19 protein-coding genes and 1 tRNA gene are annotated in these 21660 nt (G+C 44.2%); 6 read left to right on the forward strand and 14 right to left on the reverse strand.

Features of this window, described 5'->3' with window-relative positions:
* Positions 1-47 precede the first annotated feature (47 nt).
* The 8 genes from hisG to CLV31_RS13970 form a co-directional block, all read right to left on the reverse strand.
* On the reverse strand, positions 48-908 hold the full coding sequence (gene hisG / locus CLV31_RS13935) for an ATP phosphoribosyltransferase (protein ID WP_111393514.1): 861 nt from the start codon (positions 906-908) through the stop codon (positions 48-50).
* A gap of 516 nt (positions 909-1424) precedes the next feature.
* Positions 1425-1865, reverse strand: a complete 441-nt coding sequence (gene msrB / locus CLV31_RS13940; RefSeq protein ID WP_111393515.1) for a peptide-methionine (R)-S-oxide reductase MsrB — start codon at positions 1863-1865, stop codon at positions 1425-1427.
* Positions 1866-1954: 89 nt separating this feature from the next.
* Entirely contained in the window at positions 1955-4351 is a 2397-nt protein-coding gene (locus CLV31_RS13945; protein ID WP_111393516.1) for a penicillin acylase family protein, read from the reverse strand.
* A 106-nt stretch (positions 4352-4457) separates the two neighbouring features.
* Entirely contained in the window at positions 4458-4808 is a 351-nt protein-coding gene (locus tag CLV31_RS13950) for a magnesium citrate secondary transporter (RefSeq protein ID WP_111393517.1), read from the reverse strand.
* 62 nt (positions 4809-4870) lie between these two features.
* Positions 4871-5155 (reverse strand): hypothetical protein, encoded by a 285-nt coding sequence (locus CLV31_RS13955; RefSeq protein ID WP_111393518.1) that lies wholly within the window; start codon positions 5153-5155, stop codon positions 4871-4873.
* A gap of 7 nt (positions 5156-5162) precedes the next feature.
* Positions 5163-6347 carry an aspartate aminotransferase family protein gene (locus CLV31_RS13960; RefSeq protein ID WP_111393519.1) on the reverse strand — a complete coding sequence of 395 codons (1185 nt, stop codon included), beginning with the start codon at positions 6345-6347 and terminating at the stop codon, positions 5163-5165.
* Between the two features lie 15 nt (positions 6348-6362).
* The gene (locus CLV31_RS13965) at positions 6363-7259 is read right to left on the reverse strand and encodes a class I SAM-dependent methyltransferase (RefSeq protein WP_111393619.1); all 897 of its coding nucleotides are present in this window, start codon (positions 7257-7259) and stop codon (positions 6363-6365) included.
* 425 nt (positions 7260-7684) lie between these two features.
* Positions 7685-8512 carry an SDR family NAD(P)-dependent oxidoreductase gene (locus tag CLV31_RS13970; RefSeq protein WP_111393520.1) on the reverse strand — a complete coding sequence of 276 codons (828 nt, stop codon included), beginning with the start codon at positions 8510-8512 and terminating at the stop codon, positions 7685-7687.
* Between the two features lie 179 nt (positions 8513-8691).
* On the opposite strand from CLV31_RS13970, the gene CLV31_RS13975 reads away from it, so the two are divergent.
* The 3 genes from CLV31_RS13975 to CLV31_RS13985 are packed head-to-tail and all read left to right on the forward strand — an operon-like array spanning position 8692 to position 10832.
* Positions 8692-9510 carry a 1-acyl-sn-glycerol-3-phosphate acyltransferase gene (locus CLV31_RS13975; RefSeq protein ID WP_111393521.1) on the forward strand — a complete coding sequence of 273 codons (819 nt, stop codon included), beginning with the start codon at positions 8692-8694 and terminating at the stop codon, positions 9508-9510.
* Positions 9503-10465 (forward strand): GNAT family N-acetyltransferase, encoded by a 963-nt coding sequence (locus CLV31_RS13980; protein WP_111393522.1) that lies wholly within the window; start codon positions 9503-9505, stop codon positions 10463-10465. The genes CLV31_RS13975 and CLV31_RS13980 overlap by 8 nt, the downstream gene beginning before the upstream one ends.
* On the forward strand, positions 10449-10832 hold the full coding sequence (locus CLV31_RS13985; RefSeq protein ID WP_111393523.1) for a CoA-binding protein: 384 nt from the start codon (positions 10449-10451) through the stop codon (positions 10830-10832). Before CLV31_RS13980 ends, CLV31_RS13985 begins: the two co-directional genes overlap by 17 nt.
* Here CLV31_RS13985 and CLV31_RS13990 read toward each other — a convergent pair.
* The 3 genes from CLV31_RS13990 to CLV31_RS14000 are packed head-to-tail and all read right to left on the reverse strand — an operon-like array spanning position 10823 to position 13613.
* Positions 10823-11701 carry a Brp/Blh family beta-carotene 15,15'-dioxygenase gene (locus tag CLV31_RS13990; RefSeq protein ID WP_111393524.1) on the reverse strand — a complete coding sequence of 293 codons (879 nt, stop codon included), beginning with the start codon at positions 11699-11701 and terminating at the stop codon, positions 10823-10825. The two genes, CLV31_RS13985 and CLV31_RS13990, sit on opposite strands and share 10 nt — an antisense overlap.
* Complete coding sequence (locus tag CLV31_RS13995; RefSeq protein WP_111393525.1) at positions 11688-12818, reverse strand: lycopene cyclase family protein; 1131 nt, start codon at positions 12816-12818, stop codon at positions 11688-11690. The genes CLV31_RS13990 and CLV31_RS13995 overlap by 14 nt, the downstream gene beginning before the upstream one ends.
* 48 nt (positions 12819-12866) lie before the next feature.
* Positions 12867-13613, reverse strand: a complete 747-nt coding sequence (locus tag CLV31_RS14000; RefSeq protein ID WP_111393526.1) for a bacteriorhodopsin — start codon at positions 13611-13613, stop codon at positions 12867-12869.
* 355 nt (positions 13614-13968) lie between these two features.
* On the opposite strand from CLV31_RS14000, the gene gyrB reads away from it, so the two are divergent.
* Both gyrB and ppk1 read left to right on the forward strand, forming a co-directional pair.
* Entirely contained in the window at positions 13969-15927 is a 1959-nt protein-coding gene (gyrB, locus tag CLV31_RS14005; protein WP_111393527.1) for a DNA topoisomerase (ATP-hydrolyzing) subunit B, read from the forward strand.
* 88 nt (positions 15928-16015) lie between these two features.
* Positions 16016-18139 carry a polyphosphate kinase 1 gene (gene ppk1, locus CLV31_RS14010; RefSeq protein WP_111393528.1) on the forward strand — a complete coding sequence of 708 codons (2124 nt, stop codon included), beginning with the start codon at positions 16016-16018 and terminating at the stop codon, positions 18137-18139.
* 63 nt (positions 18140-18202) lie between these two features.
* Here the strand turns inward: ppk1 and CLV31_RS14015 are convergent, their stop codons facing one another.
* Positions 18203-18412, reverse strand: coding sequence for a hypothetical protein (locus CLV31_RS14015; RefSeq protein ID WP_111393529.1), 210 nt, complete (start codon positions 18410-18412; stop codon positions 18203-18205).
* A 58-nt stretch (positions 18413-18470) separates the two neighbouring features.
* A complete protein-coding gene (locus tag CLV31_RS14020) occupies positions 18471-20252 on the reverse strand; it encodes an SLC13 family permease (RefSeq protein WP_111393530.1) in 1782 nt (593 codons plus the stop codon).
* 143 nt (positions 20253-20395) lie between these two features.
* On the opposite strand from CLV31_RS14020, the gene CLV31_RS14025 reads away from it, so the two are divergent.
* On the forward strand, positions 20396-21289 hold the full coding sequence (locus CLV31_RS14025; RefSeq protein ID WP_111393531.1) for a DUF3078 domain-containing protein: 894 nt from the start codon (positions 20396-20398) through the stop codon (positions 21287-21289).
* A gap of 290 nt (positions 21290-21579) precedes the next feature.
* Here the strand turns inward: CLV31_RS14025 and CLV31_RS14030 are convergent.
* Positions 21580-21653 (reverse strand) — tRNA-Arg (locus CLV31_RS14030).
* Positions 21654-21660: the final 7 nt, after the last annotated feature.

Below are 21660 nucleotides of genomic sequence, written 5' to 3' on the forward strand. Positions count from 1 at the left end.
AATAAAAGACCCGGGTTTTCTATTTTTCAGTGGTGTAACTTAACCTTTCACAACACCATTTTTTCGATAGGGACGACTAGGATTCCCTCTGCACCGGCGGCGCGGAGTTCCTCGATGTTTTCCCAGAATTGATCTTCGCTAAGGACGGAGTGAACAGATGACCAGCCTTCCTGTGCCAAAGGAAGAATCGTCGGACTGCGCATTCCGGGAATCAATTCGATGATTCTTGGGATAGATTTGTTGGGCACGTTCATCAGCACGTACTTATTGCTTTTGCCCGTTTGGACGGCATTGATGCGGAAGAGGAGTTTGTCCAAAATGGCTTTTTTCCAGTCGGCCAGGTTCTTGTTTCCGATCAAAACCGCTTCGGATTTGAAGACTTCTTCGACTTCTTTGAGGCCGTTCATCATCAGGGTTGAGCCTGAACTCACGATATCAAAGATGCCTTCAGCCAAACCGATGCTCGGAGCGATTTCGACCGAACCGCTGATTTCATGGATTTCTGCTTGGATTTTTTTTGACTGAAGGAAGTCACCAAGGATTTTAGGGTAGGAGGTGGCGATGCTTTTTCCCTGAAAATACTGTACTCCTGGATATTCTTGGCCTTTTGGAATGGCTAAGGAAAGTCGGCATTTGGAAAAGCCCAGTTTCTTGAGTGTGAGGACCTCTTTGTCTTTTTCGACCAGTTCGTTTTCGCCTACTATTCCCAAATCAGCCACGCCATCGGCTACATAGCCTGGGATATCGTCATCGCGAAGAAAAAGGAATTCAACCGGGAAATTGGTAGAAGTGGACTTGAGTTTGCCCGTTCCGTTGTAAAATTTGATGCCGCACTCTTTAATCAAACTGAGTGAGTCATCGGATAGTCTGCCGCTTTTCTGGACGGCAATGCGGATAATCTGTTCCATGGGGACAAGTTACGCTAGGAAAGTTTTGGATTGGATTAAATTTTGGTGAATGGCCGAATCCCTGTCATCAGCATCACCGGGTGGGTGTGTAAAAGTCTTCCTCTCAAGAGGAATGATGGAAATGATGCAACATGTGCGCATGCTGTGCAGTTGCTAAAAATTCAATATTTCTATTGGTGTTTTCCATTTTCGTTGGCAAAGATAGACTTGGAATAGAAACATCCAAATGGAGAGAGTGTTTTTTGTTTGAAGAAAAAGGCGGATGTGACTTTAATATTTGGGCGGGCACTCATATCGCCAACAATGGGAATTGTTTTTTTTGACTACTCCCAATAATGGATTACAAATCAGAGTTTTAATCCTGATATAGGCTGACTTTCGTTAAATCCCCCTACCCCCCTTAGCAAGGGGGAATTTGTTCAGTTTGCAAATCAAGTTTACTATTTAAAAGAGGTTTTATTCTTTAAATCAGGCCGACTCCCCCTTCTTAAGGGGGCAGGGGGATTTCAAATTAATTCAACCTTCCTTCTTAAAATCCATACTCACCGAATTGATGCAATAGCGTATGCCTCCCTGATCTTTTGGACCATCGGGAAAGCGGTGCCCCAAGTGCCCGCCACAGTTGGCGCAGAGGATTTCTTCGCGGATCATGAAATGGCTGTAATCCATCTGCACCTCGATGGCATCGGGACGAATAGGTTCGGTAAAGCTGGGCCAACCGCAACCGCTGTCATACTTTTTGGATGAGTGGAAAATCTCATTTCCACAGGCACGACATTCGTAGATTCCGGTGTCTTTGTTTAAATAGTATTGCCCGGTGAAGGGTCGTTCTGTTCCTTTCTCCCGCAATACATGATAAGAATGAGGATCTAAAATCTCCTGCCACTCCGTCTCGTCCTTCTGAACCGGATACACTTTCGGTTCCTTTTTTCCTTTATTTCGATCAACTATTCCCATTTCTACATCTTTATAACTGATTAACTCAATCCCGATTCGCTGCGCTCTCGGGATCTTTGCTTTGTTCTGATAACTTCAACTAATCCGTTTTAGTTGCCTGGCTTGAGCACCATTTTGTTTTCGGACTTCTCCTTAATGGTTTCCTCGTTCATCAGTTGAGGGCGGTATTTGCCTTTGGCGTAGAGCTCTTTTTGATCTGCGTAATGCTTGCTGAATCGGTTGCCGCTGTTGCCCGTAGGAAGTACGGATACGGAACCTTCCACATCGGCAAAGTCCATGATAATCCGCATGGCCGGTCCTGAGATGACTTTGTAGATTCCTTCTCCATTGAGCTTGAAAGCCAGTTTATTAACTGCTTCTTCGTTGGCCTCCACAGCGTCTGTTTTCACGTTAAAGATTTTATCCAAAGGCTTCTGTGCGCCAAGTGGGTGAGGATGCTCGATGGTCACGGCTTTTTCCCAATCCCAGTCTCTGGAACTGTCTCCAAACTGCTTGCTCAATTCCTCTAAACTGATTTTCAAGGCTTCTGAAATGATTTCAGCTCTGGATTCCAATACATCTGTAGCTCGATTGTCCCACCATCTGTTTTCTTCATGGGTGAGAAAATGCCTTGTGCTTCGGATCATCATAAAGGTTTGGAGATAAGCTTCGAAGCCCTCCTTTCCCAACTCATCTTCCATGGCTAATCGGAGCGTGTGATAAAGCCATTTGTAATAAAGTGTCGGAGCAGAAAGTTTCAAGGCATGATTTCCCTCCCAAATTGCCAAGTCATCCAAAATCTGAGCATTGTCTTCAAACTGGCGACGATCAATCTGTGAGATCATAAACTTGGCATTTGCCACCGAAACCTCATTGATGGTTTCCAATTGGAGGGATTGGATGGATTCCAGATCCCAATCTTCCCGAGAAGTGATGGTTTTGGCGATTCGGTTCCAGCGCTCTCCGGGATAGTAATAGCCAGGGAAGAAAATTCCACTTCGGGTTGTGTCCGGTTGATTATTCGCTGAGGCAACGAAACCTGATGGAGGATTGATGCTTTGCGGATTTTCGGTGAAGGGATACCAACTTTTTGGCTGTGATTCTAGATCCGAACCGTCTGCAAAGATCTTGGAATGCACTTTTTCGGCACGGATTGGAAGCTTGGCAGCTGCCCACCAGGCGATATTTCCGGCTTTGTCCCCATACATGATATTCAATCCGGGTGCGTGAATCAATGCTGCCGCATCCGCTACCTGCTGCATGGTTTCCGCATGATTGATCTGGTATAAAGCTTCCAGTGCTTTGGTGGGTTCGAGGATGTACACCCACCAGGAGGAAACTGGATTTTGAGTCAAAGCAGCGATTTCCTTCACGACCGGATTCATAATCGGACCGTGTACGGTTTCCCTGACTTCAAATTCCACCGGATCTTTTCCTTTCACGTGGATGGTTTCCTTTCTGGAAGTAATCGGGAAAGCTTGTTCACCGATGAGAATTTCATTGGGATTGGAGGGATTGAGTTTTTCTTCGAAAAAGTCCTGATCATCGTTTTCAAACATGGTCAAGCCCACGCTGTGATGACGGCTATGTCCCACGAGTCCAAAAGGAACTCCTGCGAGATGATTTCCATAAAAGCTGAAACCCGGATACTCCACATGTGCCTCAAACCAAACCGAAGGAGAGGCAAAGCCAATGTGTGTATCGTTATTGAAAAGTACCTGACCCGATTTGGTACGGCTTCCGGAGATCACCCAGGCATTGGAACCCTCCAAAAGGGGAACAGGAAGTTTTTCCAAAAGAGCTGTCAGCTCGGAAGTCACCAGAAGGTTTTCCGTTTTCAGAGAATCAGGATAATGATTGGGGATGAAATGGTGCTCCGGAAGGGTCTGAACCGAAAGGGAAGCCAAGTAATCCGGACCCAGTTCGCGGGCCATTTTGGTGACCAAAGGATCGGTTTTCAATCCCATGGCAAAGGTGAATGACATGTAGCCGATGATGGAATGCATGTCTTCAAGGGTGTAGGGCCTTGGTTTTTCTCCCAGAAGAAGGTATTCGACAGGCAATTGGCCATTCTCGATAAACTGATTCACTCCGGTTACATAGGCGTCCGCAGCTCTTTTCCAAGGGGTATCGCCTTGAGCCAAAAAGGCAGCGTTACTTTCTTTGGCGTGTTTGGGAATTCCCAACGTATGAAAAAACTGATCGATCTCCAGAAGGTCTGGTCCGAGAAACTCAGCCAAAGTCCCTGAACCAACACGACGCATCATTTCCAGCTGAAACAGTCGTTCTTTGGCGTGGATGTAGCCCAAGGCTTGATAGGCATCCGCTTCGCTTTGAGCGTAGATATGGGGTACTCCAAACTTGTCAAAATAGACTTCCACTTCATTTCCCAAGCCACTGAGCTGGAGCTCGCCTTTGTAGCTGGGAGTTTGCCAAAGGATAAATCCAAGGACTCCCAATACCAGGATCAAAAGAAGTGCGCCAAGAATACTCGCCAGTTTTTTCATTTGGGTTCAATTTTCGGAAAGTTAAGCGAATCCTAGGATTTGGGAAAAGAAGGTTTTTGGAAAAGGGAAAATCAATTTCAGATCGAGAAGTACGGGTTTTTCATTCTCATCTGTTGATTTTGAAATAAAAAATGATGGCGCCTAAGCCATAACATAAAATGTCCCAAAAATCTCGAATGTATTGATCTGAGTACCAGGGTAGAAAGCCTTCGAATACTACAGAAACATACAGAAAGGCCACGAAAATGTGCTCCTTTTTGAATAGGAAATTTTCTTTCAGCGGATGAATCCAACGGTAAATCTGCAGAGTTATGCCAAGAATGACCGGCATAGCTAAAAGATCATCCAAGTAGGCATGAACAAAGGGAACAAAGATTCCAAAGCCTTTTTCTAGCACTTGATTCCCAGCAAATAGGAGTACCGGGATGAAGAAATATGGGTTTTTGAATACGCTCATGCAGGGAAATCAACCCTCCAAGGGTTTTAGAACCCTTGGAGGGTTCCGTTTTTTAAAGATGCTCATCCCGGAAAAGCCGCCACGAGCCACAGGATAAAACTGATGATTGCCATAAAGATGGTGTAGAAAAAATTGCCGGTCTTTTTTAAATATACCAGCCAGCTAGGATCCGAGGCTTTGATGTAAAACATCCAGTTTTCCTCTCTATCCTGAATGTGAGATTCCATCCTTTTGATGTTTTCCTTTTCTTTGAGACTGAGTTCATTTCCGCAATGCTCGCAAACATCCTGGAGATCCTGGGTCCATTTAGACCATTTTCCGCAGTTTGGACACTTTTTTTCTCCCATGTGTCAATTATAAGGATTCTTCGATAGCTTGGAGAATGACTGCGCAGGCTTCTCTGATTTCCTCTTCGGTGATCACCAAAGGCGGTGCAATCCGCATCGAGTCGTCGCAAAACAAAAACCAGTCAGTAATCACACCCAATTCAATCGCCCGATCGATGATTTTTTTCAAGACCTCAAACGACTCAAACTCCACCGCCATCATCAGTCCTTTGTTTCGGATTGCTTTGATTTTGGGGTGAACCAAGAGAGATTTAAATAGGTCGGCTTTGGTTTCAACTTGTGAAATAAGGTTTTCTTCTTGCAAAACCTGAACCGTAGCCGAAGAAGCGGCTGCCGAAACTGGATGGCCTCCAAAGGTTGTGATGTGACCCAAAAGCGGATTGTTTTTAAACGCTCCCATCACTTCCCGATTGGCGATAAATGCCCCGATGGGCATTCCTCCGCCCATTCCTTTGGCACAGACCAGGATGTCGGGTACGATTTCAAAATGCTCAAAAGCCCACATTTTCCCGGTTCGCCCAAATCCCGCCTGAATCTCGTCCAGGATCAAGAGCGTTCCTGTTTCGTCACATTTTTTTCGCAAGGCCTGAAAATATTCCCGGCACGCCACTCGGATTCCGGCTTCTCCCTGAATGGTTTCGATGATGACTGCCGCGGTTTGATCGGTGATTCTTTCTAAGTCAGAAAAGCTTCCATAGAAAATATGGGAAATTCCGGGAAGCAAGGGTCGGTAAGCTCTTTTGAAAATCTCATTTCCTCCAACACTCAGCGAACCGTGGCTGCTGCCGTGATAGGCATTCACACAGGAGATTAGTTCACGTCGGTTGGTGTATCGCTTGGCCAGCTTGAGGGCGCCTTCGACAGCTTCCGAACCGCTATTGACCAGATAGACATTGTCCAATTGGGAGGGGAGGGTATCGGTGAGTGCCTTGGCCAAAAGGGTCTGAGGAGTCTGTACATATTCCCCATACACCATCAGGTGGAGGTATTTGTCAAGCTGGTTCTGAATCGCATTCAAAACTTTTGGATGGCGATGCCCAACGTTACTCACGCCGATCCCGGAAATCAGATCGATATACTTTTCTCCATTTGGGCCAAAAAGGTAGATTCCTTCGGCCTTTTCCACCTCGATCATCAAGGGAAAATCCGTGGTTTGAGCCAAATGAGCCAGAAAAAGCTGTCGGTTATTCATTTATTTAACTCTCGGTCAAAAACTGGAAAAACGGAAGAAAATGCCCAAAGGCAGCTTTTTGCCCTGTTTTTCCTGAAGATACAATTCTCCATGCTCGGCATTTTTCACCGATCCAAAATTGGATTGGATCAGGTTGGCCGCGATGATGGAGGAGAAGCTCAGCGAATACATGTTGAGCAATAGGAGGTGATTTTTTGGGTCGAGGATTTCCTTGCAGGTTTTGAGCATGTCATTGATTTGCTCTTCGAGGATCCATTTTTCTCCTTCAGGACCACGTCCGTAGGCTGGAGGATCGAGAATGATCGCTTGGTAACTATTTCCCCTTCGGGCTTCCCGCTTAATAAACTTCATCGCATCATCCACAATCCAACGAATGCCGTCCAGATGGGATGATTCCATGTTATGCTTGGTCCAAGTCACTACTTGTTTAACGGAGTCTAAGTGAGAAACTTCCGCTCCGGCCGCTCGGGCGGCAATACTTGCTGCCCCGGTGTAGCCAAAAAGGTTCAGAACCTTGGGTGTAGTACCGGGATATGCTTTCAGTTTTCGATACAAATAATCCCAATTGACTGCCTGCTCGGGGAAAAGTCCGATGTGTTTGAAGGAAGTTTGAGCCAAATTGAGGGTCATATTCAATCCCTCGGCATTTTCATAGCCGATCTGCCAGTTGTGCGGCATGGACTTGAGCTGTTGCCATTGCCCTTTTTCGGGATTGTTTTTTTCCTTGGCGAAGTGCGCATGGGCGAGTTTTCGCCACTCTGAATCGGGAAGGCTTTTGTCCCAGATGGCTTGAGGCTCAGGTCGGCTGAGGATAAACTTGCCGAAGCGCTCCAGTTTTTCAAATCCCCCGGTATCGATCAGTTCGTAATCACTCCAGGGTCCGGGACAAAGGGATAAGATGGTTTCGTTCATTGGGGCAAAAATAGGCAATTCCATTGGGTTGACTCTAGGGTTTAACGATGGAAAGTATTTTCGTTTTTGACCACTTTGCATCAGATTTTTAACCATTAAGAAATTAAGGGAATTAAGAATCTGATTTTTTATGACTTCCTCAATTTTCTTCTATGATTATCTGCTTCTTTGCCAGCAATTCAAAAAGGCTTCGACTTCGCTCGGCCACCGCGCTTGAAACTTGAAAGATGGAGGGTAGGAAAATGCGGCGGAGCCGCATTTTCCTACCCTCCATCTAAATGAAAACGCTTGGACACCGAGCGAAGTGGAGGTGGACTTTAGATTATTTCGCTATTGGTATAATTCTGTATATCCTTAATTTTCTTAATTCTCTCAATGGTTCAAAAGTATACTGATATTGAAATGCAATTAGTTATGGTGAAATTTTAAATCACTCCCAAGTTTTTCAAGACCGCTTCGCTATAGTCCCAAAGTGCTGCGGAAAGCTTTTGATTTCTTGCCAGAGGACTTGGAGTCTTTGGTTTTTTCTTGATGTAATAGCCTCCATTTCGGAGTTGACTTTTGGGTGTGGTGGCTAGGAAGATGGTGGTTTGTGCACCGGCTTTTGGGCTGATGAAAATGAGCTTGCTCACCTCAATAATCAGCTTGGCCCAGAGAGAAGTTTCCGATCCAAAAGCCGTCTTCACCGCACCCGGATGCAGGGCGTAAGTACTTATGCCTTTGCTTTCAAATCTATTTTTCAATTCGTTGGAAAACAGGATATTATAAAGTTTACCTTTTCCATAGGCTGTTCCCGTATTTGCACTCTTCAATAGACCAAAATCTTTACTTGGATCAGTGGCGATTTGATGGGCGATGGAGCTGACATGGATGATTTTTGCTTCTCCACGGATTAGGGCAGGCATCAGTTCCCTTGTTAGAAGAAAAGGCCCGAGATGGTTGGTGGCAAATGTTAAATCAAGCCCTTCGGAAGTCTTTTTCCCTGCAGGAAACATGCCCCCGGCATTGTTGATGAGCAGGTGTATTTCTTTGCATTGCTCAAGAATCTGGATCGCTCCTTTTTTGACCTCGGCCATGATGCTCAGGTCCATTGGGATCAGCACGATTTTTTCCTTTTGGAACAGGTGCTGAATCATTTTCTCGGCTTTCTTGATATTTCTGACGGGCAAAAATACCCGATCAGCAATCGGCATTAAGGCTTTGAGCGTTTCCCATCCGATTCCGGAAGTGCTTCCGGTAAGTACTAAATTCATATCTAAGTAGGTTTGTAATTAAGACAAAAAATCAAGTAGCTTGGTTTTCAAGACAATGAAAATCACTCTTTATGTAGCCCAAAGCATTGGTTTAATTTTTTGTACTTTTGTGATATTCTGTTGCAAAAAATTGAATTTTCCAGCGGTTTTTCACTCTGAAACTGATCTTTTTTGACCGTATGTCAAAGAAATTTATCGATATCGAAAAGGCCATCGCAGCCAAAAATCCCAAGCTTCTGAAATGGATGCCGGGTTTTTTGTTGAAGTATATCAAGCGGGTGACTCATGAGGCGTGGCTCAACGAGGTGTTGGAAAAGCATCTGGAAAAGAAAGGTTTGGCATTTGCGGATGCCCTGATCGAGGAATTCGAGGTAGAGGTGTTACTTCATGGTGCTGAAAACATTCCTAAAGAAGGAGGGATCATTTTGGCTTCCAATCATCCTTTGGGCGGTATGGATGGGATTGCTTTTATTCATGCTGTAGGAAAAATTCGGCCTGATATCCGATTTTTGGTCAATGACCTGCTCACCACTTTCAATAATTTTGAACCCATTTTTGTCCCGGTCAATAAGCACGGGAAAAACTCCAAGGAAGCCAACCAAAAAATCGAGGAAGCCTATTCCAATGGTCATGCTGTGCTGATTTTTCCAGCAGGTTTGGTTTCCCGAAAGCAAAATGGGATCGTTCGTGACTTGGAGTGGAAAAAAAGTTTCGTCACCAAAGCGAGAAATTACCGATTGGATGTCCTGCCTTGCCATATGGGAGGTAGGAATTCTGAGTTTTTTTATAATCTTGCCATGTGGCGAAAAAAATTGGGAGTGAAAGCGAACGTGGAAATGTTCTGGCTGGTGGATGAAATGTACCGGCAGCGAGGCAAACGGATCGATATTCGAATCGGAAAGCCGATTCCCCATACCCAATTTGATCACCCGAAAAATGACTCCACTTGGGCAGAAAAAATCAAACAAGAGGTCTATAACCTGGTACCCCATGCATAAACTTGAACCAATCATACCCCCTGTTTCCCGAGATTTGCTTAAAAAAGAACTCAGTCCGGAGCGCTTTTTACGCTATGCCAATAACGGGAACAATCAGGTGTATTTGGTCAATCATCACAACGCCCCCAATGTGGTTCGGGAAATCGGTCGATTGCGGGAGATTACTTTCCGTGCAGCGGGTGGAGGTACAGGCCTTTCGATGGATTTGGATGAGTTTGATACCTGCGAGACCTGTTACGATCAGCTGATTACCTGGAATGAAGAGGATCAGGAAATTGTAGCGGGTTATCGGGTGATTCTATGCAAAAAGGCATTGGACGAGGAGGGATTTCCTCATTTATCTACCACTCATTTGTTTGATTTTTCTGAACGGTTTATCCGAGATTATATTCCCTACACCCTGGAGCTTGGTCGTTCTTTTGTTCAACCCCAATACCAGCCTAGCCTGGATAACAGAAAGGGGATTTTCAGTCTGGACAATCTTTGGGATGGATTGGGAGCGGTCGTTTTGCTCAATCCTGATGTTAAGTATCTCTTTGGGAAAGTGACCATGTATCCCCATTTCAATCGAGAGGGGAGAGATCTGTTGCTCTTTTTTATGAATCATTATTTCCCTGATCATGAGGGCCTTGTCAAGCCTAAAGATAAGCTAAGGTTAAGCTATGAAACAGATATTTTGAATCAGGAAAATCCCTTTGAAAATCTGGATTACAAGGAAGGATACAAAGTGCTCAATGGAAAGATCCGGGCGCTGGGAGAAAATATTCCTCCCCTGATCAATACCTATATGAACCTTTCCCCGACCATGCGGACTTTTGGAACGGCCCTCAATGACGAGTTTGGGGAAGTTGAGGAGACGGGGATTATGATCACCCTCTCGGATATATATGAGAGTAAAAAACACCGCCATATGGATACTTTTGAGCGGGATAGTGTGTATGGAAGCAGAGAATAGGCAGCTGAAAACCCTGGTAGTAGGTGCGACTGAAAACCCCTCCCGATATGCCTACTTGGCAGCCAAGATGCTGCATGAGCATGGGGTAGAATTTGTGCCGATCGGGATCAAAAAAGGGCAGCTGTTTGGGAAAGAAATAGTAGACCTTAGCGAAAAACCTAAGCTCGAAGGAGTCCATACGATTACCCTGTATATCGGTCCGGCTCATCAGGCAGAATGGATAGAATATTTAATCAGCCTGAAGCCTCAGCGCATAATTTTCAATCCGGGTACAGAGAATCCCGAATTTTTCAAGAAAGCAAAGGCGGCCAATATCGAGGTGCTTCCTGCCTGTACCTTGGTCATGCTTAGTACATGTCAATATTGAGCGTCCTTTTTCAGAAACCTGTCCATGTAAATAATATGGGGAAAGGAAATCAATGAAATCAGGATGAAAAAAAGCAAAAATACCTCTTGTTCCTTCATAAAATTGATACCATAAATCAGGATTCCGCTGATACCCAGCAAACTAATCAAGGTAAATGGAATGAGTTGGAGACTGAATTTTTTCCATCCCTGATACTTTGGAAATCGGCTTAGGAAAGCATATTCTTTCAACATACTTGGAGTGGCATGCCAAAATCCGAAGTAAACCACAAATCCGACAAACAAAGGACTGATAAACAACAGACTTCCAAGGAGAACCACTTCCAGTACGTGTATTCTGCTGAAATGGATTTTCAGCACCGCTTGGTTCAATAGCGTAAAAAATCCCAAGAAGATCACCGTTATTAATCTACTCTCAAAGCCAATTTCCAATTGAACTAGGGGGGCTAGGATGTATTGGGTTAATTCAAAATCTCCAAGTAGAATCGCGGCTAGAAAGAATGCACCGCGACTGATAAAAAGTAGTGAGTCCCAAGGCCTAACTTGGAGTTGATCTAAAAAATGAGATTGTCCGAAATGGTAGGCAGACATTCCCAAAAATGCGATTAATGCGATAATTGGAGTCAAAAACCAGAGTAGGCAATACAATCCGATCAGCACAAGATAACTAAGCAAAAATCTGAAAAAACCGGAACGGGTTGGGTTGGGATTATGAATAAGGTGGTCAATCGCTCCGTGAGGAATTCCTACTGAAAGCATTACAATCCCAGCAAATAGCAATTGGTAAAAGAGAGAGAGACTGGATGGAATTAAAAATGCCAAACAAACTCCCATGCCGATGGCTTTTAGCCCCTGTTCAATATTTTTCATAGTGCAGCAGGCTCTTGATAAAAATCGGAAACTTAAGTCGGGATAAGAGTTGAACTTCTTCTGAAAGCGTGGTTTTTTCTCCCAGGAAATTTAAAACTTCATCTCCTGAAGAAGTTTGAAAAAGGTTCAAAAACACCTGTTCCAGTTTATCCGGCCACTTATGAGCGATCGTCAACAGGATATTGTCATAAAAATCAAATCGATTGGATTTGGTGATTTTTTTGGGGTTGGATTTATTGATTTCCAGGTTACGGACCAGGGTCTGACAATTTTCCTGAATGGTGGCAAATCCATATCCTGTCGAGGGTTTGATCCATCCTGCGGCTGTACCAATGGGTATAATTCGTGAAGAGGAAGTGCTTGGGCTTACTTGGGTAGTCATTGGAATTGAGCCTTTTTCCTCATAAGAAATCTCATATTCCTCCAGTCCTAGTTTTTGGGATAAATAGGTCTCCAATTCCTTTTGGAGTGAATCCCGGTCAACGGGTTCACTGGAGTAGGTGGTGAATTCTACCAGGGCATGGGTTGTTGAAAAAGGAAGAATATAGAAAAATTCAAATTTTTTGGAAATGGATTGGATGTCCATCAATGTGACTTCATGAGGATGAAAGACCTCCCTGTTGGTGGTGATTTTCCATCCCAAAAATACCTGTCGGAGGATGCTTTTGCTGTTGGTTTTCAAGCCAATGGAGTCAAAAACTCGGTTGGCGCTCATTTTTTTACCGGACTGCGTGACTACTTCAGCTTGGTCATTTTGAGGGAGGTAGTGGGTTACTTCATCTTTTAGAAAAGCTACCGAAGGATGTTTCCTTATTTGGTCGAGCAGAGAGGTGTAAAAGTCTTGTGAGGAGAGGTGGTAGTATTTCAGTTTGTCCAAAGATCTGGATAATTGAATGCCTGGGGACGAGATTGAAATGGAATTCCAACAGTGGGCTTTTCCAGCCGGATGGATTGCCAAAGGATTCTCACTCCAATAGCACCAGGTTTTATTGGGAATAGAGGTGCTTGGATCGATGAGCAGGATTTTGGACGATTGAAGCGAGCTGCCCAAAAGATAGCTCACAAGGCTCAACCCTGCACATCCAGCACCTGCAATGATGAAATCGTAGTGATCCATGGGGAAAAGTGGACGATCCGACTTCAGGATCGTCCATTGTTATTTGGGTTAGGCTACTGCTTTTTTCTTGTTGGATTCAGCCACCGCTACGGAATAGATGACCAAACCAAAACCGATTTTGTTGATGGCATCAGCAAGGTTGTAGAACAAGTCAATCGAGCTGACTTCGAAGGCTCCTGAGAGCAAGTTCCCCGGCAATACCATGTAGCCGATCGGATAGATAGACCATCCCAAAGTGATGAAGATTTTGAGCAGGAACATCGCATTGCCTAAAGCCGGGCTATTGGAATCTTTCGCAAGCTTGGCCACGTCTCCGGCAAATACTTCATAAACAATGTACAAGTAGCCCAGGGTAGAAATGATACCCCACATGATGTTGTTGTCCACACCTGATGTCTCACCGATGTAGCCTGTGACTAGCATGACCAGAGAGGCGACGATTAACTTAAACAAAGTTCCGCCTTTGGCACCGAAAGGTTTGGTGAGAAGGTAAAACTCCACACACATCAAGGGTACAGTCAAAGTCCAGTCTACATACCGGAAAGCTGTGGGACTGGCCCCGGTTTGCAGGTAGAAATCTCTCATGTAGTAATAGTGGACCGCTGCAATCCCTGTGATCAATCCGGATACGAGAAGAGACAACTTCCACTTTCCGTCTACCGAGCCTCTTTCGACAAAGAAGAATACGGACGATGCAAACATGGCCATGTAGCCAATAAAGAAGGTGATCGCGATGGGATCACTGTTGATGATGCGGTCCAGTCCTACCAGTTCCGCGCTTAGGGTAAAATTCATAGGGTTTTTTGGTTAATTGTTTGGATGAAATTTTAATCCTAAAAGAAAAACCAAATAAAAATTGTTTAACAAAAAATTTTCAAGATTAAACAAAATGGTATAACGTGTTGAAAATCAAAAATCAGTAGCGATTAAACTGATGTGACCTGTTGAAATTTTTTTTTCGTTAAACAAGAATTTCGGAATAAAATTTTGAATATATCGACCTGGTCCAAATCTCGCTGTATCTCTCAAATTCCAAAGATTTGATGGAGCGAAGATGCTGAAAACTCACTTTTTTTAGCTACCTTGCCAAATCTAATTTTGAAACAAAATCACCGTTTTAAGCCAATTTGAGGGCTTTTTTCCAAAAAATATGAGTGAAGAAAAAGCGAAGAACCCAGCGGAATATGGTGCTGGTAATATCCAGGTATTAGAAGGCCTGGAAGCGGTAAGAAAAAGACCTGCCATGTATATCGGCGATGTGGGAATAAAAGGTCTCCATCACCTCATCTGGGAAGTGGTCGACAACTCGGTCGACGAAGCCTTGGCTGGGCACTGTGATACCATTCACGTGACCGTACACGAAGACAATTCTGTGACAGTGGAGGATAATGGTCGGGGTATTCCCACCGATATGCACCCAAAAGAGAAAAAATCAGCCTTGGAAGTTGTGCTCACCGTGCTTCATGCCGGGGGGAAATTTGATAAAGACACCTACAAAGTTTCCGGTGGACTTCATGGTGTAGGGGTATCCTGTGTGAACGCACTGTCTACCGACCTTAAGGCAACCGTTCATCGAAATGGAGTCATCACCGAACAGGAATTTAAGATCGGTGTGCCTCAATATCCTGCCCGGGAAGTGGGAAAAACGGAGAAGCGTGGTACCATCATCCACTTCAAGCCGGACGCAAGTATTTTTACCGTTACTGAATTTAAGTATGAAACCATCGCAAATCGACTCCGGGAGATGGCGTACTTGAATGCAGGTATTCGAATCCACCTCAAAGACCTTAGGGAAATTGAGGAAGACGGAAATCCAAAATCCGATGAATTTTTCTCTGAAGGGGGACTCGTAGAGTTTGTTCAGTATTTGGACGAAACTCGTGAAAAAATCATTGAAGCACCGATCTACATCGAGTCTTTGAATCAGGATGTACCCGTGCAGGTAGCGATGAACTACAACAGCTCTTACACTGAAAACGTCGTTTCCTACGTCAATACGATCAATACCTACGAAGGCGGGTCTCACGTGACAGGCTTTAGAAGAGCGTTGACAAGAACCTTGAAAGCATATGCGGATAAATCGGGCATGCTCGAGAAACTCAAAATCGAAGTTTCCGGAGATGATTTTCGTGAAGGATTGACTGCAGTCATTTCGGTAAAGGTTCAGGAACCACAGTTTGAAGGTCAGACCAAAACCAAACTGGGCAATTCAGATGTGGTCGGAGCAGTGGACAGTGCGGTTTCTGAGGTATTGCAAAGCTGGCTCGAAGAGCATCCACGAGAAGCCAAAACCATCGTGGGAAAAGTGATTTTGGCTGCACAGGCCAGACATGCGGCCCGGAAAGCACGGGAGATGGTGCAGCGGAAAAACGTCCTTGGCGGCGGTGGCCTTCCCGGTAAACTTGCCGATTGCGCCAATTCAGATCCTACCGTGTGTGAGCTGTACCTCGTGGAAGGGGACTCTGCAGGGGGGTCTGCCAAGCAGGGTCGAGACAGGGATTTCCAGGCGATATTGCCATTAAAGGGGAAAATCCTCAACGTGGAGAAAGCCCACGAGCACAAAATCTACGACAACGACGAAATCAAAAATATCCTGACAGCCCTCGGCGTCAAGTTTGGCACAGTCAACGATGACAAAGAATTGGATCTTTCAGGATTGAGGTATCATAAGATCATCATCATGACGGATGCGGATATCGACGGTTCGCATATCCGTACCCTGATTTTGACCCTTTTCTTCCGATACATGCGCACGCTGATCGAAAGAGGTTATGTGTACATCGCCCTTCCTCCGCTTTATTTATTGAAGAAAGGTAAAGACGAACGTTACTGTTGGACTGAAGAAGAGCGAAAGAGATTGGTGACCGAAATGGCCAAAGACGGCAGAGAAGACAGTGTGGGGATCCAACGATACAAAGGTCTGGGAGAGATGAACCCTGAGCAACTTTGGTCGACTACCATGGATCCCAATACGAGAACCCTCAAGCAGGTGACTATTGACTCCGCTGCTGAAGCGGACCATCTCTTTAGTATGCTGATGGGAGATGAGGTAGCCCCAAGACGCGAATTCATCGAGAAAAACGCCAAGTACGCAAAAATCGATACCTAAAAATGGGGGCTTTTAGGGCCCCTTTTTTTGAATAAAAACTGTAAGAAATCACCTCAAAGGAAATAAGCTGATTCCAATTCTGAATAGTATGAAACTGGCAGTAGGAGATAAGTACGAGTCCATCATCCAAAAAAGTGACCTCATCAGTAGGGATTTGAGCTGGGTGAAATTCAATGAAAGAGTTTTGGATCAATCCAAGAAATCCTTTCGGACGATTTTCGAAAAGCTGAAGTTTTTGGCCATCACCGCTTCCAACTTGGATGAGTTCTTTATGATCCGGGTAGGTTCGCTCTATAATTACCTGGACTATGAGAAAGAAAGGGTTGATTATTCCGGGCTAAGAGAAGAGCCGTTCAAGGAAAAACTGATGAAAGATTGCCAGCGTTTTCATCAGGACCAGCACCAGCACTTCACCCAGGTTATACTTCCTGAATTGCATCAGGAAGGAATCTCGGTGGTGAATGTATCCAAACTCACCGCAGAAGAGCAGGAGAAAGTTCGGCAGTACTTTATCAAAGCCATCTACCCCATGCTTACCCCAATGGTGTACGATGGGTACCGGACTTTTCCGATCCTGATGAATAAACTCTTGGTTTTCGGAGTAGTGACTACCAGTCCCGGAGAAAGGAAGGACATGCGCAAAATGAGTTTTGTGCAGATTCCTGCCAATATTCCGAGGTTTTTCGAGATAGAGAGTGAAAATTCCCTTACGCTCATCCCGATAGAAGAGGTAATTCGCGAAAACCTGATTTCACTTTTCCGAAATGTGGAAATTGAGTCTGTCAGTTTGTTTAGGATTACCCGAAATGGAGATTTTACGCTGGAAGAAAGTGAGGATATGGATGCCAACTTTCTGGAGGAAGTCAAGCGCAAACTCATGGAGCGAAAAACCGGTCGTGTGGTCCGCATTGAAATTGAAGAGGGATATTCCAAATGGATGCTCAACTCGCTGTTGGAGCGCTGGAATCTGCGTCCCGATTCAGTTTTTTTGGTGAGAAGATCGAGCATGATTGACTTTACAGGTCTTTGGCAGATTGTTGGAAATAAGCGATTTAGAGATCGATTGCCGCAAATGCCTGATCCTGTAAAACCACTTTCTTATCCGGAAGAGGGTAGAGCTGATATTTTTGATATACTGAAGGGGAAGGATATCCTGCTTCACCATCCCTATAACAACATTGACTCGATTTTGGACTTGATCGAAAAAGCCTCCGAAGATCCGGATGTCATGGCGATCAAGATGACGATTTACCGATTGGCTAAAGACAGCCGGATCACCAAGGCTCTCCTCCGAGCAGCTGAAAACGGTAAGCACGTGTCTGTGCTTTTTGAGGTAAAAGCGCGTTTTGATGAGGAAAATAATATCCGCGAAGCTAAAAAACTTCAAAAGGCAGGTTGCTTCGTGATTTATGGAATTTCCAATCTAAAAACCCATACCAAGCTTTTGCTCATAGTCAAAAAAGACGATCAGGAAATAACCAGATATGTCCACCTGGGTTCCGGCAATTACAACGAAGATACAGCCAGACTGTATACCGATATCGGACTTCTGACCACCAATGAAATTTTGGCCAATGATGTATCGGAGTTTTTCAACGTTATCACCGGGCATTCGGTACCCAGTGATTACCGAAACCTCATCACTGCGCCAAGAGATATGCGGAATCAGTTGATTGAGTTCATCGAGCAGGAAGCTGAAAATGCAAGAAACGGCCTTCCTAGTGGGGTATTTATCAAGGTAAATTCCTTGGAAGATTCGGAAATCATTTACGCCCTTTATCGCGCTTCTCAATCGGGTGTAAAAATCAAGTTGATCGTCAGAGGGATTTGTTGTCTTAGACCAGGCAGACCCGGTTTGAGTGATAATATTGAAGTACTTTCTCTTGTCGGAGACTTTTTGGAACATAGCCGGATCTATCACTTCCACAACAATGGAAATACCAGAACCTACTCAGGAAGTGCGGACATGATGGTGAGAAGCTTTGATAAAAGACTGGAATCCCTATTTAAAGTTGAATCTCCTCTCCTGGAAAAGCAGTTGATGAATATCCTCGCTTACAACCTCAAGGACAACGTCAATTCCTATGTGATGCAAGAAGATGGCACCTATCTGGCGAAAGTTCCTCAGGAAGGTGAACCAAACTTTAATGTACATAAAGAGTTTTTCGATTTGGATGCAGAGGAAGTGATGAAGGTAAACTTGATTGACTAGCAAATTCCAATTTCTGAAAAAGTAAGAAACCCACAGAAGGCCAGTTTTCTGTGGGTTTATCGTTTATTTCTTTTTTCCGAAAAGGATCAATGCCAAACCGGCTGCAGTGACAATGCCTCCTGCATAGGTTGGCCAATTTACTTCATGTTTTTTGTCAGCGGAGATTTCAATGGGTCCGGCATCCAATACTTTTTCTTTGGTGGTGAATCCGATGCTGGGCACGAATAGCATCGCAATGCCAATTACGAGTAACACGATTCCTAAAGTTCTCATAGTGTGAATGGGTTTTGGGTTAATGAATTTTGAATCTGTATAAATTTTTTAATCTAACCTAGAAGGGAAAGAAAATCGGAATGCAGATAGTAGCCAAAATCCAGAATAGCAGATTTAATGGTGTGCCCACTTTTAGGTAATCTGCAAATCGGTAATTGCCTGGATTGTATATCATGGTATTGGTCTGATAGCCCATGGGTGTCATAAAACTCAAACTTGCCCCAAAGGTCACTGCCATCAAAAATGGTCGGGTGTCTACGTCCAAGCCCCCTGCAATGCTGATGGCAATAGGGGCAAGAAGTGCCGCCGCTGCATTGTTGGACATGATATTGGTGAGTACAAACGTCAAGGCAAAAATGCCGCTGAGTACTACCCTAGGGCCTAAATCACCCAGAAAAGTGACCACAGATGAACCGATCAGTTCAGAACCTCCTGTTTTTTCCAGCGCGGCTCCCATGGATAAAACTCCTGCCAACATGAAAATCACTTTCCAGTCGATCGCTTTATAGGCGTCCTCCGGACTGATGGATTTCATGGCTACCATCAATACCGCTCCTGCCACCGCCGTCAGCGTAATTGGAAAAACTCCCAAGGCAGCCAATCCAATGACCAAACTCATCGTGGCGAGGGTAAGTACTGACTGGGTTTTATTGAGGACAGTCACTTTTTTGGAGGAAATCAAAAGCAAATCTTCAGAACTATTGATCGACTGAATGGCCTCTTCAGAGGCCCGAAGGAGAAGGACATCGCCCGGGGTTAGGGATGTTTTGGAAAGTACGTTCTCCAAAATCCCCGATCTGTGCCGAATGCCTATGACCAGCACATTGTCAAAAATCTGCCTGAACTTGATTGTTTTGATGCTTTTATTGATCAAAGAAGAATTGGGAGTGACCAAAGCTTCAAAGATTTTTTCTTCCTCATTGGTGAGCGTTTCTTCACTCCAATCCAGCTCCGCCTTGATTTCGATCCCCTTGGTTTTTTGGATTTTTTTGAGTTGCTCTTGGGTACAGGTGATGCGCAACGTATCGCCCGACAAGATTGCCGTATTCGGGTAAACTCGGGTTCTCCGCCCGTCTTCCCGGAGGATTTGAAGGGCTTTGATGCTTCCGTCCGCAAAAAGTTTTTGCTTGAAGATAGGTTCTTGAAGTTGTTCAAATTCTTCCGAAACGGTTATTTCGATGACATACGTTCCCAGATCCAAGGTGTCAGAAAATCCGGTTTTTGCCTCTCGTTTGGGCAATAGCCATTTTCCAAGAGTGATCATATAGAGTATTCCGGCAAACAAAAAAACCAAACCCATTTTACTCATTTCAAAAACGCCGAAGGGATTCAGACCTGATTGTTCGGCGATTCCACTCACCAATATGTTGGTGCTTGTACCCAACAGTGTACAGATTCCACCCATCAACGAACCGAAGGAAAGAGGCATAAGGAGTCTGGAGGCAGGAATATTATTCTTTTGACTGATCTGAATAACAGCAGGCATCAGGAGTGCTACCACAGCGGTGTCGTTGATAATAGCCGACAGCAATCCTGTGCTCAGCATCAGGGTAAGAATCAATTTGGTTTCGCTTTTTTCTGCCTGACTTCCCAGATAATTGCTGAATTGGTCCAAAATGCCAGTTTTGAATATGGCTTGTGAAATCACAAACATGGCTGCCACGGTAATGGTAGCGGAATTGGAAAAACCAGCCAATCCTTCTTTAATATCCAAAATACCGAAGAGCATGAAGAGGACCATCACCCCGATCGCCACCGTGTCGATGCTGAATTTCTCTGTGAAAAAAAGAATCACAGCAAGTCCAATAATTCCAAAAACTAAAATTGTTTCTAAAGGCATAATTCAATTAAAAATAAAAGCATGAATCTAAAACAAAAGCCAAACCAAAACCGGAAATTCCGGAAAATAAGCTAATTTTTAATCATTAAAGCTTTTGTGAATCGCCGAAATCCGGAGGTTCGAACATTTAAACTTCTTTAATCATGAAAAAAATCACTTTGCTTTTATTTCTTCTGGGTTTTGTGTTTTCCGTCCATGCTCAGGATGAAAGTTTAACACCGGCAGATACCAGCTACTGGTTGAAAGAAATTGGAGGAGGACTCAATTTTAACCAAGCCTCCTTCAGCGGCAACTGGAAAGGGGGAGGAGTCAATTCAGTTGCATTGGGTATTTATCTCCAAGGACGAGCCAACTATTCAAAAGACAAATGGACATGGGACAACACCATGGATTTCATTTACGGTGTGGTGAAAAATCAGCAGGAAGATGCAAGAAAATCCAATGACCGAATATTTTTGTACTCCAAAGTCGGGTACAAAATCAATGACAAATGGAATTATTTCTTTGCCGTTAATTTTCTCTCTCAGTTTGCTCCCGGGTATGACTTCAGCGGACCGGAAAAAGTGTTGATTTCCAAGTTTCTGAATCCCGGCTTTTTGACTACCGGTCTAGGCGTTGAATACAAGCCTAATTCCGAGTTTTCGCTTAGGATGGCGCCATTTTCGCCTCGTTGGACCTTTGTGACTGACACAGAATTGTATAATGTCGTGCCTACCAATTATGGCGTGGAGATCGGAAAAAAAGTGAGACAAGAATGGCTGGCCTTTAGCCTTTTAGCCGATTGGAATAAAAAATTAGCGGAGAATCTTTCCTTACTCGTGAGGTATCAGATGTATGCCAATTATGAAACGCTTGCCTTCAATACCATTGACCACAGGCTGGATATTGGACTTACAGCTAAAGTCACCAATCTGATCAATGTAAGTTTGACGAGTTTGAGTATTTATGATATTGATCAGGATGAAAAAATCCAATTCAGCCAGGGCTTAGCCTTGGGTATAGCATTTAAGCGAGGCAACTTTCCTGAAAAGAAATAAAAAAAATACAATTTTTTATTTGGGATTTTGATTTATTGAGATTTGTATTATTTTTGAATTCATTGTGGTAGTTAAATAATAGTTGGTTTAGTTTTCAAATAAAGGGCAGGAGATTTTCTCCTGCTTTTTTATTTTCTATTCATGAATTAATTCAATTTTTAATTTTTGATCATCAATTCTACCTATCCAATTATACCATAGTTTAATTAGCCAAAGTGGACCAACTTCCAAGTGTTGGATTAGAGCCAGAGCGAGCCAAAAAAAAAGCCCAGACTTTCGTCTGAGCTTTGTACACTCGGAAGGATTCGAACCCTCAACCCTCGGAGCCGAAATCCGATATTCTATCCAGTTGAACTACGAGTGCGTATTTT

This window comes from Algoriphagus aquaeductus (assembly GCF_003253485.1).
Classification (GTDB): Bacteria; Bacteroidota; Bacteroidia; order Cytophagales; family Cyclobacteriaceae; genus Algoriphagus; species Algoriphagus aquaeductus.

Bases quoted from the DNA above. Each gene is read 5' to 3' on its own strand.
- CLV31_RS14020 (WP_111393530.1), bottom strand. From the start codon at position 20,252: ATGCCTTTAGAAACAATTTTAGTTTTTGGAATTATTGGACTTGCTGTG.
- ppk1 (WP_111393528.1), top strand. From the start codon at position 16,016: ATGAAACTGGCAGTAGGAGATAAGTACGAGTCCATCATCCAAAAAAGT.
- CLV31_RS13965 (WP_111393619.1), bottom strand. From the start codon at position 7,259: ATGAACGAAACCATCTTATCCCTTTGTCCCGGACCCTGGAGTGATTAC.
- CLV31_RS13945 (WP_111393516.1), bottom strand. From the start codon at position 4,351: ATGAAAAAACTGGCGAGTATTCTTGGCGCACTTCTTTTGATCCTGGTA.
- CLV31_RS14025 (WP_111393531.1), top strand. From the start codon at position 20,396: ATGAAAAAAATCACTTTGCTTTTATTTCTTCTGGGTTTTGTGTTTTCC.
- CLV31_RS13995 (WP_111393525.1), bottom strand. From the start codon at position 12,818: ATGGATCACTACGATTTCATCATTGCAGGTGCTGGATGTGCAGGGTTG.
- CLV31_RS13950 (WP_111393517.1), bottom strand. From the start codon at position 4,808: ATGAGCGTATTCAAAAACCCATATTTCTTCATCCCGGTACTCCTATTT.
- CLV31_RS14015 (WP_111393529.1), bottom strand. From the start codon at position 18,412: ATGAGAACTTTAGGAATCGTGTTACTCGTAATTGGCATTGCGATGCTA.
- CLV31_RS13955 (WP_111393518.1), bottom strand. From the start codon at position 5,155: ATGGGAGAAAAAAAGTGTCCAAACTGCGGAAAATGGTCTAAATGGACC.
- gyrB (WP_111393527.1), top strand. From the start codon at position 13,969: ATGAGTGAAGAAAAAGCGAAGAACCCAGCGGAATATGGTGCTGGTAAT.
- CLV31_RS14000 (WP_111393526.1), bottom strand. From the start codon at position 13,613: ATGAATTTTACCCTAAGCGCGGAACTGGTAGGACTGGACCGCATCATC.
- CLV31_RS13970 (WP_111393520.1), bottom strand. From the start codon at position 8,512: ATGAATTTAGTACTTACCGGAAGCACTTCCGGAATCGGATGGGAAACG.
- CLV31_RS13990 (WP_111393524.1), bottom strand. From the start codon at position 11,701: ATGAAAAATATTGAACAGGGGCTAAAAGCCATCGGCATGGGAGTTTGT.
- CLV31_RS13980 (WP_111393522.1), top strand. From the start codon at position 9,503: ATGCATAAACTTGAACCAATCATACCCCCTGTTTCCCGAGATTTGCTT.
- CLV31_RS13985 (WP_111393523.1), top strand. From the start codon at position 10,449: ATGGAAGCAGAGAATAGGCAGCTGAAAACCCTGGTAGTAGGTGCGACT.
- CLV31_RS13975 (WP_111393521.1), top strand. From the start codon at position 8,692: ATGTCAAAGAAATTTATCGATATCGAAAAGGCCATCGCAGCCAAAAAT.
- CLV31_RS13960 (WP_111393519.1), bottom strand. From the start codon at position 6,347: ATGAATAACCGACAGCTTTTTCTGGCTCATTTGGCTCAAACCACGGAT.
- msrB (WP_111393515.1), bottom strand. From the start codon at position 1,865: ATGGGAATAGTTGATCGAAATAAAGGAAAAAAGGAACCGAAAGTGTAT.
- hisG (WP_111393514.1), bottom strand. From the start codon at position 908: ATGGAACAGATTATCCGCATTGCCGTCCAGAAAAGCGGCAGACTATCC.